Here is a 15,004-nt window from a genome sequence, read left to right as displayed (position 1 = left end):
CCTGATTGATAATCTCTCATGAACCGCCAGCTGCTGCTCGACGTTCTACCCGCGCCAGCGCCATCGCTGAACAACTATATCGCCGGCCCCAACGGAGAAGCGCTCGCGGCCGTGCGCGCGCTCGCCCCCGGCCGCGCCTTGTATATCTGGGGCGCCGCGGGCTGCGGCCGCAGCCACCTGCTGCGCGCCCTGACCGCGCGCCGCGACGCCGTCTACATCGACGCCGCCAACGGCGAAAACATGCTGCGCCGCCTGGCCGAAGCCGACTCCAAGTCGCCCATGCCCAAGTTCGTGGCGGTCGACGACGTGCACCGCATGGACGACAGCCGCCAGGCCGCCCTGTTCGCCCTGTACAACCGCTGGCGCGAATCCGCCGCGACGGGCCGCGCCTTCGCGCTGGCGCTTGCGGGCGACCGCGCCCCGCTGTCGATGCCGCTGCGCGAAGACCTCCGCACGCGCCTGGGCTGGGACCTGGTGTTCCGCCTGGACCCGCTGTCCGACGCCGACAAGCTGGCCGCCCTGTCCGCCCAGGCGGCCGAACGCGGCATGCACCTGGCGCCGGAAATCATCAACTGGATGCTCACGCACCACGAGCGCGACATCCGCAAGCTGGCGGCGCTACTCGACGCGCTCGACCGCTATTCCCTGGCCACCGGCCGTCCCATCACCCTGCCCCTGCTGCGCGCCATGCTCGCAGATCCTGACTCGCAACGCACATGACCTCCCGACGTCTCGCCCTGTTCGACCTGGACCACACCCTGTTGCCGCTGGACAGCGACTACCAATGGGCCGACTATCTGGCACGCACGGGCCGCGCGGGCGATCCCGACGAAGCCCGCCGCCGGAACGACGATCTGATGGACCGCTACAACCGCGGCGAACTGACCGCCGAGCAGGCCGCCGAATTCATGCTCGGCCTGCTGGCCGCGCACCTGCCCTACGACCTGGCCGCGTGGCACGAAGCCTTCATGGACGAGGTGATCCGCCCGTCCATGACGCCCGCCGCGCGCGAACTGGTGCAATCGCACCTGGAAGCCGGCGACCTGTGCGCGGTCGTCACCGCCACCAACAGTTTCGTCACCGCCCCCATCGCCCGCGCCTTCGGCGTGCCCCACCTCGTGGCCACCGACGCGGAATACCTGCGCGGGCGCTACACCGGCCGAATTCTGGGCACCCCCAGTTTCAAGGAAGGGAAGGTGGTGCGCGTCAACGATTGGCTGGCCGGCATGGGCCTGGGGCTTGCGGATTTCCCGGAATCGTTTTTCTATAGCGATTCGGTAAACGATGTCCCCCTGCTAGAGAAAGTGACCCGTCCGATCGCCGCGAACCCCAGCCCCACCCTGCGCAAGATCGCCCAGGAACGCGGCTGGCAAGTGATCGACTTGTTCGACCACATGGAAGATGCGAAGTCCTAAATGATCACTGAAACCATAAGAAAATTCGTCGGCCGACTGTTCGCGCCGGCAAGCCGGGGGCCGTTGCGCATCGCGCGCGACAAGCACGGCATCGACCGCCGCAACGTATCGCGCCACGCGATCAAGGTCTGCGAAGTCCTGCGCCAGCACGGCTATGAAGCCTATATCGTGGGCGGCGCCGTGCGCGACCTGATCGTGGGGCTGGAACCGAAGGACTTCGACGTGGCCACCAACGCCACGCCCGAACAGATCCGCCCGCTGTTCCGCCGCGCCCGCATCATCGGCCGCCGCTTCCAACTGGTGCACGTGGTGTTCGGCCAGGAAATCATCGAAACCTCCACCTTCCGCGCGCCCGCCTCGGAAGACCAGGAGACCGACGAGCACGGCCGCATCCTGCGCGACAACGTGTTCGGCACGCACGAAGAAGACGCGGCCCGCCGCGACTTCACCATGAACGCGCTCTACTACGACCCGCACAACGAGGAAGTCATCGACTTCCACAACGGCGTGGCCGACCTGAAAAAGCGCCAGGTCCGCATCATCGGCGATCCGGTCAAGCGCTACCGCGAAGACCCGGTCCGCATGCTGCGCGCCGTGCGCTTCGCCGCCAAGCTCAACGGCACGATCGACCTGGCCACGCGCCAGCCGATCGGCACGATGGCCGACCTGATCGAGAACGTGCCGGCCTCGCGCCTGTTCGACGAAATGCTCAAGCTGCTGACCTGCGGCCATGCCATGGACTGCCTGCGCCAGTTGCGCGCGGACGGCCTGCACAAGGGCCTGCTGCCGCTGCTGGACGTCGTGCTGGAACAGCCCGGCGGCGAGAATTTCGTGGAGCTGGCGCTGGAACGCACCGACGCGCGCGTGCGCTCGGGCAAGACCATCAGCCCCAGCTTCCTGTTCGCCGCGCTGCTGTGGCAGCAGGTGGACGTGCGCTGGAAGCAACTGCGCGCCCAGGGAGAGCACACCATTCCCGCGCTGTCGCAGGCCGCCGACTCGGTGCTGGACGAACAGACCGAAAAGCTCGCCATCCAGCGCCGCTTTTCCTCGGACATGCGCGAGATCTGGTTCATGCAGCCGCGCTTCGAGCGCCGCATGGGCAAGAGCATCTTCCGCATGATCGAACAGCCGCGCTTCCGCGCGGCCTGCGACTTCCTGCAATTGCGCGCCGCCGCCGGCGAGTTCGACAGCGTGCTGGCGCAATGGTGGATGGACCTGGCCAACGCCGACGACGTCGCCCGCGCCGACATGGTCGAGGAAATCGCGCGCCAGCCGCGCGACGCCGGCGAGGCGCCGGCCGCCCCGCGCAAACGCCGCCGTCCGCGCCGCTCCTCCCCCCGCGGCGCTCCCAGCGCCGACTGAGCCGTGGCTCCCTCCCTCGTCCGCGCCTACGTCGGCCTGGGCGCCAACCTCGGCGACGGCGCGGCGACCCTGCGCCAGGTCCTGGCCGAATTGCGGGACACGGACGGCATCCTGGCGGTGGCGGCATCGCCGTTCTACCGCAGCGCGCCGGTGGAAGCCACCGGCCCGGATTTCATCAACGCGGTGGCGGCCGTGGACACCGATCTTGCGCCGCTGGCCTTGCTGGACGCGCTGCAGGCGCTGGAAAACCGCCACGGCCGCCAGCGCCCCTACAAAAACGCGCCGCGCACCCTGGACCTGGACCTGCTGCTGTACGGCGACGTCCGGATGGAACATGAGCGGCTGTCGCTGCCCCACCCCCGCATGCGCCTGCGCGCCTTCGTGCTGCTGCCGCTGAGGGATCTGGCGCCGGAGATGGTGCTGGAGGGCGGGCGTATCGAGGATTGGATCGGCGGGATTCGGGACCAGGCCATCGAACGCGCGTAGCGTTGTCCACTGTCAGCACTGTCAGTGTCTGACACCCGTACGAGACGGCCTGACGAATACGGGATGGCCTTGCCGGGTGTCTGACACGCATCAAAGTCAGCCGGTGTCAGACACCCGGCGAGACTGTCGCATGCTTGGCAGGATGTCGCGTACGGGTGTCAGACACGTGGAGTGTCCACTGTCAGTGTCTGACACCCGTATGAGACGGCTTGACGGATACGGGATGGCCTTGCCGGGTGTCTGACACACTTCGAAGTCAGCCGGTGTCAGACACCCGGCGAGACTGTCTCATGCTTGGCAGGGTGTCTCGTATGGGTGTCAGACACGCGGAAGGTTGGATGTGTCAGACACCCGGCAAGACTGTCTCACGCTTGGCAGGGCGTCGCGTACGGGTGTCAGACACACGGAGGCTGGGGCTTGTCAGACACGCAGGAAGGTTGTTTTCTTCGGCCCGAAAGCCATCATCGCCCTTTCCACATCCTCGACCTGCGGCAGCCCCGCCTCGTTGCCCAGGTGCTGGATCTTGTGGGCGGAGGCGGCGCGCGCGAAGGTGAAGTGCTCCGCCCAGGGCTGTTCCGGCCGGTTCAGATAGGACCAGACGTAGGCGCCATGGAACACGTCCCCCGCGCCCGAGGTATCGACGATGCTCGCGCCCGGCACGTCCAGCGACGGCAGCGTGTCGACGGCGCCCGTCTCGTCGTACCAGAGCATGCCCCGCTCGCCCAGGGTGACGGCGCCGACGCGGCAGCCGCGGGCCTTGAGCAGGTCCAGCAGGCCCTGCGGCGACAGGCCGAGCTGTTCGCACATGCGCTCGGCGCAGACCGCCACATCGATATAGCGCAGCAGTTCGTCGGTGTTCTCGCGCACTCCCCCGCCGTCCAGCGAGGTCAGCACGCCCGCCTCGCGGCAGGCCCGCGCGTAATGCAGGGCGGCGTCCGGCTGGTGCCCGTCCAGGTGCAGGACGCGGTAGCCGCCGATGTCCAGCCGGGGAAAATCGTTCAGATATTCCACGTCGCGCGCGCGGACGATCGCGCGCTTGCCGCCGTTGGGCATGATGAAGGACAGGGAGGAACGGCGCACCTGGCGCGCATGCAGCGACACGCCATGCGCCGCGGCCATGTCGGTGTACATGTGGCCCAGCCAGTCGGGCGCCAGCGAACAGATCAGGTCGGGCGGCGTGCCCAGCCGCGCGCAGGCGAACGCGGCGGTGACCGCGTTGCCGCCGAAGGATACGGCGTAGTCCCGCGCCACGCTCTTCTCGTCGCCGGTGGGCCAGCGGTCGGCCAGCACGGTAACGTCGATATAGGTATGTCCGATGAAGAGCGCTTCGCGCATAGGCCTGCCAGAAAAAAGTTGACGGGATGGCGCCGTGCTACGCGCCGGCGGATTCCCCCGCTTGCGCCAGCACCAGGCGCGCGCGCGCGATGACCGGCGCGTCGACCATCTTGCCGTCCAGCATGAAGGTGCCGGCCGCGGTATCGCGGTGCGCGGCGACGACGCGGCGCGCCCACTCCAGTTCTTGCCGCGCCGGCACGAAGGCCGCGTGGATCACGGCGACCTGCGCGGGATGGATGCACAGCATGCCGCCAAAGCCCATCTGCTGCGCCCGGCCGGCGGCCCGCGCCAGCCCGGCCTGGTCCTGCACGCCGGGAAACACCCCGTCCAGCGCGGGCGCCAGGCCCGCGGCGCGGCTGTGCAGCAGGACCTGCACGCGCGCCTGGTCCAGCACCGCCTCGGCGCCGGGGGTATCGGGCGTCAGCCCCATGTCCAGGCCGTAGTCCAGGCTGCCGAACGCCAGCCGCGCCACGCCGGGCGTGGCGGCGACCTCGCCGGCGTTGAGGATGCCCTGAGCCGTTTCCAGGATGGGGATCACGGGCAGGCCGGCCTGGACCACGTGCCGCACCTGTGCCAGGCTTTCGGCCTTGGGCAGCAGTATGCCGGCCACGCCGGGCTTGCCGCGGCAGGCCTTCAGGTCGTCGTCGTGCCAGGGCGTGGAGGCATCGTTGATGCGTACCCACAGCCGGGCGCGGGGATTCGTCCCCAGGAAATCGCACAGGGACTCCCGGGCGGACGCCTTGGCCAGATGCTCGACCGCGTCTTCCAGGTCGACGATGACGGCATCCGCGCCGGCGGCGAGCGCCTTGGGGATGCGCTCGGCCCGCGAGGCGGGTACGAACAGGGCGCTACGGACGACAGGATGGGTCACACGACCTCCGAGGCATGGAACTGCGCCACCTGATCGGGCGCGTATCCCAATGATGCTAGCACCGCATCCGTGTTTTGGCCCACCGCCGGCACGCCCGCCATGCGCGGCGCGAAGGCGTTGCTGCTGGCCGGAGGCAGCAGCGCGGGCAATTCGCCGGCGGGGCTGTCCACCTTGCTCCAGCGGGCGCGGGCCTGCAACTGCGGATGCGCCCACACGCCCGCCATGTCGTTGACGCGGGCGTTGGCGATCTGGGCGTCCTCCAGCCGCTGCGTCACCTGTTCGATGGACAGGTCGGCGAACGCCGCCACGATCAGCGCGCGCAGGTCGTCGCGGTTCGCGGTGCGCAGCGAATTGGAAAGGAAGCGCGGATCTTCCGCCAGGTCGGCCTGGCGCAGCACCTGGGCGCAGAACACGCGCCATTCGCGCTCGTTCTGCAGGCCCAGCATGATGGTGGAGCCGCCGCCCACCGGGAACGGCCCGTAGGGATAGATGGACGCGTGGGCGGCGCCCGCGCGCGCGGGCGGCGAACCGCCGTCGAACGCGTAGTACATCGGGAAGCCCATCCATTCGACCATGCTTTCCAGCATGGAGACGTCCAGGCGGCTGCCCAGGCCGGTCTTCTGGCGCAGCAGCAAGGCGTTCAGGATGGCCGAATAGGCGTACATGCCGGCGGCGATGTCGGCAATGGAGCAGCCCGCCTTGACGGGGTCGTCCTTGGTGCCGGTCACCGACAGGAAGCCGCTTTCGCTCTGGATCAGCAGGTCGTAGGCCTTCTTGTCCTGGTAGGGGCCGCCTTCGCCGTAACCGGAAATGTCGCAGACGATCAGGCGCGGATGCTTCTCGTGCAGGGCGTCGAAGGACAGCCCCAGCCGCGCGGCGGCGCCCGGCGCCAGGTTCTGCACCAGCACGTCGGCCGACTCCAGCAGCCGGTCCATGATGCCGCCGGCCTCCTCGCGCTTGAGGTCCAGCGTCAGGCTTTCCTTGGAGCGGTTGGTCCAGACGAAGTGCGAGGACAGGCCGCGCACGCGTTCGTCGTAGCCGCGCGCGAAGTCCCCGCTGCCCGGGCGTTCGATCTTGATGACGCGCGCGCCCATGTCCGCCAGTTGGCGGGTGCAGAAGGGCGCGGCGATGGCGTGTTCCAGGCTGACGACGGTGATGCTGTCCAGCGGACGGGGGGCCTGCTTGCTCATTCGGAAAACCTCAGTTCGGCTTGGTGGGCCAGCGTGCCGTCCTGCTCGGCCCAAAGCTGGGCGACGCCCGGCTCGGTCAAGCGGCCAGCCACCTGGAAGGGCGCGGGCGCGATCAGCGGGCGCAGGCCCCGGTACGACAGATGGGTGGGACGCGCCTTGGGATGCGCGCGCGAGAAGGCGGCGACCATCTCCGTGGCGATGAGCGGGCCGTGCACCACCAGGCCGGGATAGCCTTCGGTGCCGGTCACGTAGGGATGGTCGTAGTGGATGCGGTGGCCGTTGAAGGTCACCGCGGAATAGCGGAACAGCAGGACGGGAGACGGCTCGACGGTGTCGCGCCATTGCGCCTGGGGCGCGGGCTCGCTGCCTACGAGCTTGGGCGGCGTGGGCTGGCGGTAGACGATGTCCTGCTCTTCCTGGATGACGATTTCGCCCGCCTGGTGGTATTCGTGGCGCACCGTCACGAACAGCAGCGCGCCGGTGCGGCCGGCTTTTTCCTTCACGTCGATAACGGTGGACGCCCGCTCGGCCGGCACGCCGACCTTCAGCGGCTGGCGGAATTCCACGCGGCCGCCCGCCCACATCCGGTTGCGGTCATGGGCCGGCGGCAGGAAGCCGCCCCGCGAGGGATGCCCATCCGTCCCCAATCCGTCCATGTCCACCGTGCTGATGAAGAACGCCCATTGCCACAGCGGCGGCAGGGCCTCTCCCTGGGCCGGCGCGGGACCGCCCAGGGTGGCCGCGATGCGCGCGGCATGGCCGGGGTCCATGGCGTCCGCCTTCCGTTCGCCGCTGCCTATCCATGCGGCCGGATCTGTAGTCGTCATGCCGATATCCTTAGGTGGGGTTTTTACAGCCTGAAGCATGCCCGCAAGCCGTCCCCAATGTGAATTCGTTTTTCCTCAAGGCGGGGTTTGCGGCGCCTGAATCGGGGCCGCCGCCACGCCGCCGGGGCCCGCGCCGTAATATATGGGCTATGCACTTCGACCTTGCCGACCTCCGCCTGTTCATCCACATCGCCGAATCCCCCAGCCTGACCCAGGCGGCCAAGCGGGCGCATCTGTCCCTGGCGGCCGTCAGCGTGAGGATCAAGGCGCTTGAAAACCAACTGAATTCCCGGCTGCTGTACCGCGACAGCCGCGGCGTGGAAATCACGCCCGCGGGCCAGAAGCTGCTGCAGCACGCCCGGGTCATCATGCGCCAGGTGGACCACCTGAAACACGATTTCCAGGAACAGGCCGACGGCGAGGCCGGCCACATCCGCATTTTCGCCAACACCACGGCGGTCACCGAGTTCATGCCGGACATCCTGGCGCAGTTCCTGTCCGGGCACCCGGGCGTCACCGTGGATCTCCAGGAACGCCTGACGCGCGACATCGTGCGCGGCGTGCTGGACGGCACCACCGACCTGGGCATCGTGGCCGGGCCGGTGGACGCGCCCGAATTGCAGGCCATCCACTTCAGCACCGACCGGCTGGTGCTGGTGGTGCCCAACGGCCATCCGCTGCAGGACCAGGAAAAAATCAAGCTGGCCGACGCGGTCCGCTATCCGTTCATCACCATGCACGAAGGCTCCACCCTGGTGGCCTTCCTGCGCGACCAACTGGAGCGCGTCGGCCAGCGCCTGCCCCAGCGCATCCAGCTCTACAGCTTCGACTCGATCTGCCGGATGGTGCAGGCGGGCGTCGGCATCGGCGTGATCCCCGATTCGGCCGCGCGGCGCTATGGCGCCGACATGAAGCTGCGCGTCGTGGAACTGGACGAACCCTGGGTCGTGCGCGAACGCAAGCTGCTGGTGCGCGACATCGACGCCCTGCCCGGCTGCGCGCGCGAACTCATCGAACAGTTCCAGGCGCCGCCGGCGCCCTGACGCCCCCGGGCCGCGTCACTTGCCGGTGAAGACGGGCGGACGCTTCCCGGCGAACGCCCGCATGCCTTCCAGGTAGTCCTCGGTATGGCCAAGCTCGCGCTGCAGGCGGCATTCCAGGTCGAACTGCTGCGCCAGCGTATTGCCGCTGGACGCATGCAGCGCCGCCTTGGTGGCCGCGTACGCGCGCGTCGGGCCGGCCGCCAGCGTGGCCTCCACATCGGCCAGCGTGTCCGCCAGAGCCGCGTCCGGCACCGCGCGCCAGATCAATCCCCAGGACTCCGCCTGCGCGGCGCTCACGGCCTCGCCGAAGAGCGCCGCGCCCATCGCCCGGGCCGAACCGACCAGGCGCGGCAGGAACCAGGTGCCGCCCGCATCGGGCAGCAGCCCGATCTTGCTGAAGGCCTGGATGAAACGGGCGGATTCCACGGCGTACACCACGTCGCAGGCCAGCACCAGGCTCGCGCCCGCCCCGGCCGCGACGCCGTTCATGACGCACACCACCGGCACGGGCAAGGCGCGCAGGCGCTCGATGAGGGGCCGGTAGCGCTTCTCGAGTCCCTCGCCCAGGTCGCGGCGCGAGCCGTCTTCCGCCGGTTTGCGTTCGCCCAGGTCCTGTCCGGCGCAGAACCCGCGGCCGGCGCCGGTGATGACCAGGCCGCGCAGGCCGGGCTCGGCCTCCAGCGTGTCCAGCGCCCGCGCCAGTTCGGCGTGCATGATTTCGGTGAAGCTGTTCAGGCGGCCGGGCCGGTTGAGCGTGATGCGGCCCACGCCGTTTTCCAGCGTGAAGAGGATTTGCGTGTAACCGCCGCCGGGAGCCGGGGCCGTCATGCCAGCGCCTCCAGGACGGCCAGTTGTTCGGCGGTGTCGCCCAGCAACGGGTCCACGACGGTCAGGCGCTTGAAGTAGTCGCCCACCTCCAGTTCGTCCGTCATGCCCATGCCGCCATGCAGTTGCACGGCCATCTGCGCCACCAGCCGGCCCGCTCGCGCGGCCTCCAGCTTGGCCGAGGCGATCATGCGCCGGCGCTGCGCGGCGTCGGGCTCGGTCAGGGCCGCCACCGCGACGTACGCCATCGACAAGGCCAGTTCCTTGGCCACCAGCATCTCGGCCAGGCGGTGCTGCAGCGCCTGGAAGGCCGCCAGCGGCTGGCCGAACTGCTTGCGGGTCTTCAGGTATTCGACGGTGATCTCCAGCAGGCGCTCCATGGCGCCCGCGGCATGGGCGCACAAGGCCGCGGTGCCCCATTGCAGGGCCTGGGCCAGGGCGTTTTCGGCCGCCTCGCCTTGCGCCAGCAGGGCGTCGGGCGGCAAGGCCACGCCGTCCAGGTCCAGCCGGGCGCAGCGCGCGCCGTCCAGCGTGGGGGTGTCCGTCACGCGCACGCCCGCCGCGTCCGCCGGCACCGCCAGCAGCACCGCGCGACCGTCAGCGCCGCGCGCGCTGACCAGCCAGGCGGAAGCCGCCGCGCCGTGCCAGACCAGGTGCTTGGCGCCGTCCAGCCGCCAGCCTTCGGCGGTTTCGGCGGCGCGGCAGTCCTGCGGATCGGTATCGTAGCGGCGCCCCGGCTCCTGGTAGGCCACGCTGACGATGGCCTCGCCCGCCGCGATCGGCGGCAGCCAGCGGGACCGCGCCGCGCCGCCGCAGGCCTCGATCAGCGCGGCGCCCATGACGGCGCTGGGGATGACGGGTTCGGATACCAGCCCCCGCCCCAGCTCCAGGTGCACCGGCAGCAGGCTGGCCGGCACCTCGCCGAATCCGCCGAAATCCTGGGAAATGTTCAGGCCCAGCACGCCCAGTTCGGCCAGCGCGCTCCAGGCCCGCCGGTCCAGCGCGCCGGCGGCCTGCCGGGCGCGGCGCTGGGGAAAGGTCCATGCCTGGTCCACCAGGCGGCGCAGGCTGTCGGCCAGCATGCGCTGTTCTTCGGTGTAGATGAAATCCATGCGTCGTGTTCCTGTCGGATTGCGCCCGGCCGGCCTACAGGCCCAGCACCTGGCGGGCGATGATGCCCTTCTGCACTTCGGTCGTGCCGCCGTAGATGGAGGTCTTGCGCATGTCGGCATAGCCCGCGCCCGCGGCCGCGGCCATCTCGGGGCCGGGGCCTTGCCAGTTGGCGTCGGCGAACATCCAGTCCGGGTCGTACGGCCAGGCGTCCGGCCCCGCCACCTCCATCTGCAGCATGGCCAGGTCCTGCTGGATCTCGGAGCCCCGTATCTTCAGCACCGAGGCCTCCGGACCGGGCGAGCCGTCGTTGCTGGCCGCCACCCGCAGCAGCAGCATTTCCAGCGCCATGATGTCCACCTCGATGCGGGAGATCCGGTCGCGCACGCGGCTGTCCGCCAGCAAGGGGCGGCCGCGCGAACGGGCATGCTCCGCCATGCGCTTCAGGATGCCCAGTTCGCGATGGCAATGGCCCAGCCCGGCGATGCCGGTGCGCTCGTGGCCCAGCAGGTACTTGGCGTAGGTCCAGCCCTGGTTCTCCTCGCCGACCAGGTTCTCGGCGGGCACGCGCACGTTTTCCAGCCATACCTCGTTGACGTCGTGGCCGCCGTCCAGCGTGCGGATGGGACGCACGGTGACGCCCGGCGCGCGCATGTCCAGCAGCAGCATCGAAATGCCGCGCTGCGCCCGCGCGCCGGAGTCGGTGCGCGCCAGGCAGAACATCCAGTCGGCGTACTGCGCCAGCGTGGTCCAGGTCTTCTGGCCGTTGACCACGTAGCCGTCGCCGTCGCGCTCGGCGCGCGTCTTCAGCGAGGCCAGGTCGGACCCGGAGCCCGGCTCGGAATAGCCCTGGCACCACCAGTCCTCGACCCGCGGAATCCGCGGCAGGAAGCGGGCCTGCTGTTCGGCGCTGCCGTACTTCATCAGGACGGGACCGATCATGGACAGCCCGAAAGGCAGCAGGCGCGGCGCGCCCGCCTTGAAGCACTCCACCTCGAAAATCAGGCGCTGCATCGCGTTCCAGCCGGTGCCGCCGTGCTCGGCGGGCCAGTTCGGCGCGCCCCAGCCCCGGTCGGCCAGGATGTTGTGCCAGCGCACGTAGTCGCCGCGTTCCAGCCGCTGATGCCGCAGCACCTTGCCGCGGATGTCGTCCGGCAGCTTGGCCTCGGCGAACGCGCGCACCTCTTCTCGGAACAGGCGCTCTTGCGGCGTCCAGGTCAGGTTCATGGTCTACCTCCTTTTCCCGGTATCTAGCCATGGTCCGGCCGGCTGGGCAATCTGCCTCTCCCGAAGACCGGCTTCGGGCTGGGTGTAGGGCGCCCTGCCACTACGGGCCGGCGGAAGGCCTGCTTCAGCAATGAAGAATGGCCCAACGCGGCGGCAGTGCCGACACTAGGGCCTGTTGACGTTAAAGGGCCCCACCGCATCATGACCGTTCCCCATCACCCGGAAGCCGCGCCGCAGGGCGTCGAGGCGCAGTACCGCCAGGCGCTCGACCAGGGCCGCTTCCTCATCCAGCATTGCGCCGGCTGCGACCGCGCCGTGTTCTATCCCCGCATGATCTGCCCGCATTGCGGCGCCGACGCGCTCGCCTGGATCGAGCCGGACGGACGCGGCACCGTCTACGCCACCACCGTCGTGCGGCGCAAGCCCGACGCGGGCGGCGACTACAACGTGGCGCTGGTGGACCTGCGGGAAGGCGTCAGGCTGATGAGCCGCGTGGAAGGCGTGGCGCCCGAGGCCGTGCGCATCGGCATGCCGGTGCGCGCCCAGGTGGCGCGGCAGGACGGGCATGGCCTGGTGGTGTTCGTTCCCAACAAGGAGGCGCAATGAAGCTCGACGATTTGCGCGGCGCCGTGGCGGTGGCCGGCGTGGGCCACGCCGGCCTGGGGCAGGCCGCGGGCTACACCGAAATGGAAATCCTGGTGCAGGCCGCGCAGCGCGCGGTGGCCGACGCCGGGCTCTCGATGCGCGACATCGACGGCCTCTGCACCGCCAGCGTGGCCGCGCCGATGTGGGCGATGCCGGTCATCGAACACCTGGGCATCCGGCCCACCTTCATCGACGGCACGATGCTGGGCGGCTCCAGTTTCGTCGCGCACCTGATGCCGGCGCTGCACGCGCTGGCATCGGGCCAGTGCAACGCCGTGCTGGTCTGCTACGGCAGCACCCAGCGCACGTCCACGCTCAGCCGGGCCGAGATCGGCCGGGTGCGCAGGCAGTTCGATCCCCAACCCTACGAAACGCCCTACGACCCGCTCAGCCCGCTGTCGTCCTATGCGCTGGCCGCCTCGCGCCACATGCACCAGTACGGCACGCGCCGCGAACACCTGGCGCAGGTGGCGCTGGCCGCCAACCAATGGGCCCAGTTGAATCCGGAAGCGCAGTTGCGCGAACCCGCGACGCTGGATCAGATCCTGTCCTCGCGCATGGTGTCCGACCCCTTGAGCGTGCGCGACTGCTGCCTGGTGACCGATGGCGCGGGCGCCTATGTGCTGGTGCGCGCAGACCGCGCGCGCGACCTTCCCCGCCCGCCCGTCTATGTGCTGGGCAACGCCACGGCGGTCTGGAACCGGCAGATATCGTCCATGGAGGACCTGACCGTCACGGCCGCCGCCGAGTCGGGCCGGCGCGCCTTCGACATGGCGCGGGTGGCGCCCGGCGATATCGACGTCGTCGAACTCTACGACGCCTTCACCATCAACACGCTGCTCTTCCTGGAAGACCTGGGCTTCTGCGCCAAGGGCGAAAGCAAGGACTTCATCGCGGACGGCTCGATCGCCCCGGGCGGCAGGCTGCCCGTGAACACCAACGGCGGCGGGCTGTGCTGCGTGCATCCGGGCATGTACGGCGTCTTCATCATGATCGAGGCGGTCCGGCAATTGCGCGGCGAATGCGACGCGCGCCAGGTCTCCGGCGCGCAACTGGCGCTGGTGCACGGCAACGGCGGCACGCTGTCCAGCCAGTCCACGGCCGTCCTGGGCACCCAGGCCACGCTTTGAACCACGCGATTCCGCCGATGCCCCAAGCCGCCCCTCACACCCGCATCCATCACGTGCTGGCGCAGCAGGCAAGCCAGCGGCCCGACGCCATCTTCCTGTACGAGGAAGGTGGCGGCATCCTGACTTACGCGCAGTTCTGGCAGCGCGCGCAGGACGTGGCCCGATGGCTGGAACAACAGGGTGTGCGCCCCGGCCACCGCGTGATGACGGTGGGCGAAAACTGCGGCGCCATGATCGCGGCCCTGTTCGGCTGCAGCCTGGCGGGGGCCTGGCCGGTGGGCGTGAACGCCCGCCTTTCCGCCCGCGAAATCGAGAACATCCGCCTGCATGCGCGGCCGGAATTGACGCTCTACACCACCGGCGCCTCCCCGGCCGCGCTCGCCCATGCCGACGCCGCGGGCGCGGGCGACGCCGCGCCCGCCGTCTGGGGGCCGGGCGTGCAGGTCTCCCGGGCGGACACGCCCACGGCCCCGGAAACGGATGCGCAGGCGGGCGAAGTCGCCACCCTGATCTACACGTCCGGCACGACCGGCGCGCCCAAGGGCGTCATGGTTCCGCACCGGGGCCTGCTGCACTTCGCCCGCGTGTCGGCGGCGTCGCGCCGCCTGACCCCGCAGGACATCGGCTACGCGGCGCTGCCCATGTCGCATATCTTCGGGATCGCCACCGTGCTGATGGCCACCGCGCATGCCGGCGCCAGCCTGGTGCTGCGCAGCCGCTTCGATCCGGCGGACGCGTTCAAGGCGCTGGCATGCCCCGGCGTCAGCATTCTGCAAGGCGTGCCCACCATGTTCAGCCGCATGATGGCCGCGGCGCCGCCCCGGGCCGAGCTGCGCGCGCCCGCGCTGCGGTACGTGTACACCGGCGGCGCGGCGCTGGATCCCACCCAGAAGCGCGACGTCGAACGCTACTTCGGCGTGCCGATGCACCATGGCTATGGCATCACCGAATACGCCGGTTCCATGTTCATCACCGACATCGACGCGCCCCGCGCCGACTGCTCCGCGGGCTTCGCGGTGGAGGGCGTGGAGCTGCGCATCGGAACGCCGGACAGCGGCACGCCCCAGCCGGGCGAACGCGGAAACATCCTGATCCGGGGGCCCGGCGTAATGCTCGGCTACTACCGGGACCCCGCGCAGACAGCGCAGACCCTGCTGCCCGGAGGCTGGCTCGATACCGGCGATATCGGCTTCATCGACGCCGGCGGCGCGCTGTTCATCTCGGGCCGTTCCAAGGACCTGATCATCCGTTCCGGCTTCAACGTCTATCCGATCGAAGTCGAATCGGTCATCAACGCCTTTCCCGGCGTGCGCCTGTCCGCCGTGGTGGGCCGCGCAACGGAAGACCAGAACGAAGAAGTCATCGCCTTCGTGGAACCCCTGGCCGGCGCCTCGCTCGACATCCGGCTGCTGACGCTGCACCTGCGCGCCCAGTTGGCGCCCTACAAGCGGCCGGCCCAGATCATTCCCATCGACACGATTCCCACCACCGTCAGCGGCAAGATCCTGAAGCAGCCGCTGAGAGAAAGGCTGGCGTAG

General features: G+C 69.7%; 15 protein-coding genes. 8 read left to right on the top strand and 7 right to left on the bottom strand.

All coding sequences use genetic code 11. From position 1 onward, the window contains the following. Nucleotides 1-18: 18 nt before the first annotated feature. The 4 genes from hda to WHX56_RS09565 are packed head-to-tail and all read left to right on the top strand — an operon-like array spanning nucleotide 19 to nucleotide 3,263. Entirely contained in the window at nucleotides 19-720 is a 702-nt protein-coding gene (gene hda, locus WHX56_RS09580) for a DnaA regulatory inactivator Hda (protein WP_129239167.1), read from the top strand. Beyond that, nucleotides 717-1,415, top strand: a complete 699-nt coding sequence (locus WHX56_RS09575) for an HAD family hydrolase (protein WP_129239168.1) — start codon at nucleotides 717-719, stop codon at nucleotides 1,413-1,415. Before hda ends, WHX56_RS09575 begins: the two co-directional genes overlap by 4 nt. After that, nucleotides 1,416-2,777 (top strand): polynucleotide adenylyltransferase PcnB, encoded by a 1,362-nt coding sequence (pcnB, locus tag WHX56_RS09570; RefSeq protein ID WP_338881078.1) that lies wholly within the window; start codon nucleotides 1,416-1,418, stop codon nucleotides 2,775-2,777. It begins immediately after the preceding gene. Between the two features lie 3 nt (nucleotides 2,778-2,780). Then, nucleotides 2,781-3,263, top strand: coding sequence for a 2-amino-4-hydroxy-6-hydroxymethyldihydropteridine diphosphokinase (locus tag WHX56_RS09565; RefSeq protein ID WP_338881077.1), 483 nt, complete (start codon nucleotides 2,781-2,783; stop codon nucleotides 3,261-3,263). Between the two features lie 420 nt (nucleotides 3,264-3,683). Here WHX56_RS09565 and WHX56_RS09560 read toward each other — a convergent pair whose 3' ends face one another. From WHX56_RS09560 to WHX56_RS09545, 4 genes are read right to left on the bottom strand one after another with little or no spacing between them, the layout of a single operon-like run. Further along, nucleotides 3,684-4,598, bottom strand: coding sequence for a sugar kinase (locus WHX56_RS09560; RefSeq protein WP_338881076.1), 915 nt, complete (start codon nucleotides 4,596-4,598; stop codon nucleotides 3,684-3,686). Between the two features lie 37 nt (nucleotides 4,599-4,635). Next, complete coding sequence (locus WHX56_RS09555) at nucleotides 4,636-5,469, bottom strand: HpcH/HpaI aldolase/citrate lyase family protein (RefSeq protein WP_129239172.1); 834 nt, start codon at nucleotides 5,467-5,469, stop codon at nucleotides 4,636-4,638. Further along, nucleotides 5,466-6,659 (bottom strand): CaiB/BaiF CoA-transferase family protein, encoded by a 1,194-nt coding sequence (locus tag WHX56_RS09550; RefSeq protein WP_338881075.1) that lies wholly within the window; start codon nucleotides 6,657-6,659, stop codon nucleotides 5,466-5,468. The genes WHX56_RS09555 and WHX56_RS09550 overlap by 4 nt, the downstream gene beginning before the upstream one ends. Continuing rightward, nucleotides 6,656-7,486 carry an FAS1-like dehydratase domain-containing protein gene (locus WHX56_RS09545; protein WP_338881074.1) on the bottom strand — a complete coding sequence of 277 codons (831 nt, stop codon included), beginning with the start codon at nucleotides 7,484-7,486 and terminating at the stop codon, nucleotides 6,656-6,658. Before WHX56_RS09545 ends, WHX56_RS09550 begins: the two co-directional genes overlap by 4 nt. A gap of 149 nt (nucleotides 7,487-7,635) precedes the next feature. On the opposite strand from WHX56_RS09545, the gene WHX56_RS09540 reads away from it, so the two are divergent. After that, complete coding sequence (locus WHX56_RS09540; RefSeq protein ID WP_129239175.1) at nucleotides 7,636-8,529, top strand: LysR family transcriptional regulator; 894 nt, start codon at nucleotides 7,636-7,638, stop codon at nucleotides 8,527-8,529. A 15-nt stretch (nucleotides 8,530-8,544) separates the two neighbouring features. Here WHX56_RS09540 and paaG read toward each other — a convergent pair whose 3' ends face one another. From paaG to WHX56_RS09525, 3 genes are read right to left on the bottom strand one after another with little or no spacing between them, the layout of a single operon-like run. Continuing rightward, the gene (gene paaG, locus WHX56_RS09535) at nucleotides 8,545-9,357 is read right to left on the bottom strand and encodes a 2-(1,2-epoxy-1,2-dihydrophenyl)acetyl-CoA isomerase PaaG (RefSeq protein ID WP_338881073.1); all 813 of its coding nucleotides are present in this window, start codon (nucleotides 9,355-9,357) and stop codon (nucleotides 8,545-8,547) included. Continuing rightward, nucleotides 9,354-10,466: an acyl-CoA dehydrogenase gene (locus WHX56_RS09530; RefSeq protein WP_338881072.1), complete on the bottom strand. Its 1,113-nt coding sequence runs from the start codon at nucleotides 10,464-10,466 to the stop codon at nucleotides 9,354-9,356. The genes paaG and WHX56_RS09530 overlap by 4 nt, the downstream gene beginning before the upstream one ends. A 34-nt stretch (nucleotides 10,467-10,500) precedes the next feature. Next, nucleotides 10,501-11,691: an acyl-CoA dehydrogenase family protein gene (locus WHX56_RS09525; protein WP_338881071.1), complete on the bottom strand. Its 1,191-nt coding sequence runs from the start codon at nucleotides 11,689-11,691 to the stop codon at nucleotides 10,501-10,503. Between the two features lie 201 nt (nucleotides 11,692-11,892). Between WHX56_RS09525 and WHX56_RS09520 the strand changes: the two genes are divergently transcribed. Genes WHX56_RS09520 through WHX56_RS09510 form a run of 3 tightly spaced genes read left to right on the top strand, consistent with a single transcriptional unit; the run spans nucleotide 11,893 to nucleotide 15,004 of the window. Next, nucleotides 11,893-12,297 carry a Zn-ribbon domain-containing OB-fold protein gene (locus tag WHX56_RS09520; RefSeq protein ID WP_129239179.1) on the top strand — a complete coding sequence of 135 codons (405 nt, stop codon included), beginning with the start codon at nucleotides 11,893-11,895 and terminating at the stop codon, nucleotides 12,295-12,297. Continuing rightward, nucleotides 12,294-13,466 carry a thiolase gene (locus tag WHX56_RS09515; RefSeq protein ID WP_338881070.1) on the top strand — a complete coding sequence of 391 codons (1,173 nt, stop codon included), beginning with the start codon at nucleotides 12,294-12,296 and terminating at the stop codon, nucleotides 13,464-13,466. The genes WHX56_RS09520 and WHX56_RS09515 overlap by 4 nt, the downstream gene beginning before the upstream one ends. 17 nt (nucleotides 13,467-13,483) lie before the next feature. Next, nucleotides 13,484-15,004, top strand: coding sequence for a class I adenylate-forming enzyme family protein (locus WHX56_RS09510; protein ID WP_338881069.1), 1,521 nt, complete (start codon nucleotides 13,484-13,486; stop codon nucleotides 15,002-15,004).

This window comes from Achromobacter veterisilvae (assembly GCF_037619525.1).
GTDB classification, from domain to species: Bacteria; Pseudomonadota; Gammaproteobacteria; order Burkholderiales; family Burkholderiaceae_B; genus Achromobacter; species Achromobacter veterisilvae.
The sequence above is the reverse complement of the archived record's forward strand: the minus strand, read 5'-3'. Positions and strand labels throughout refer to the sequence as shown.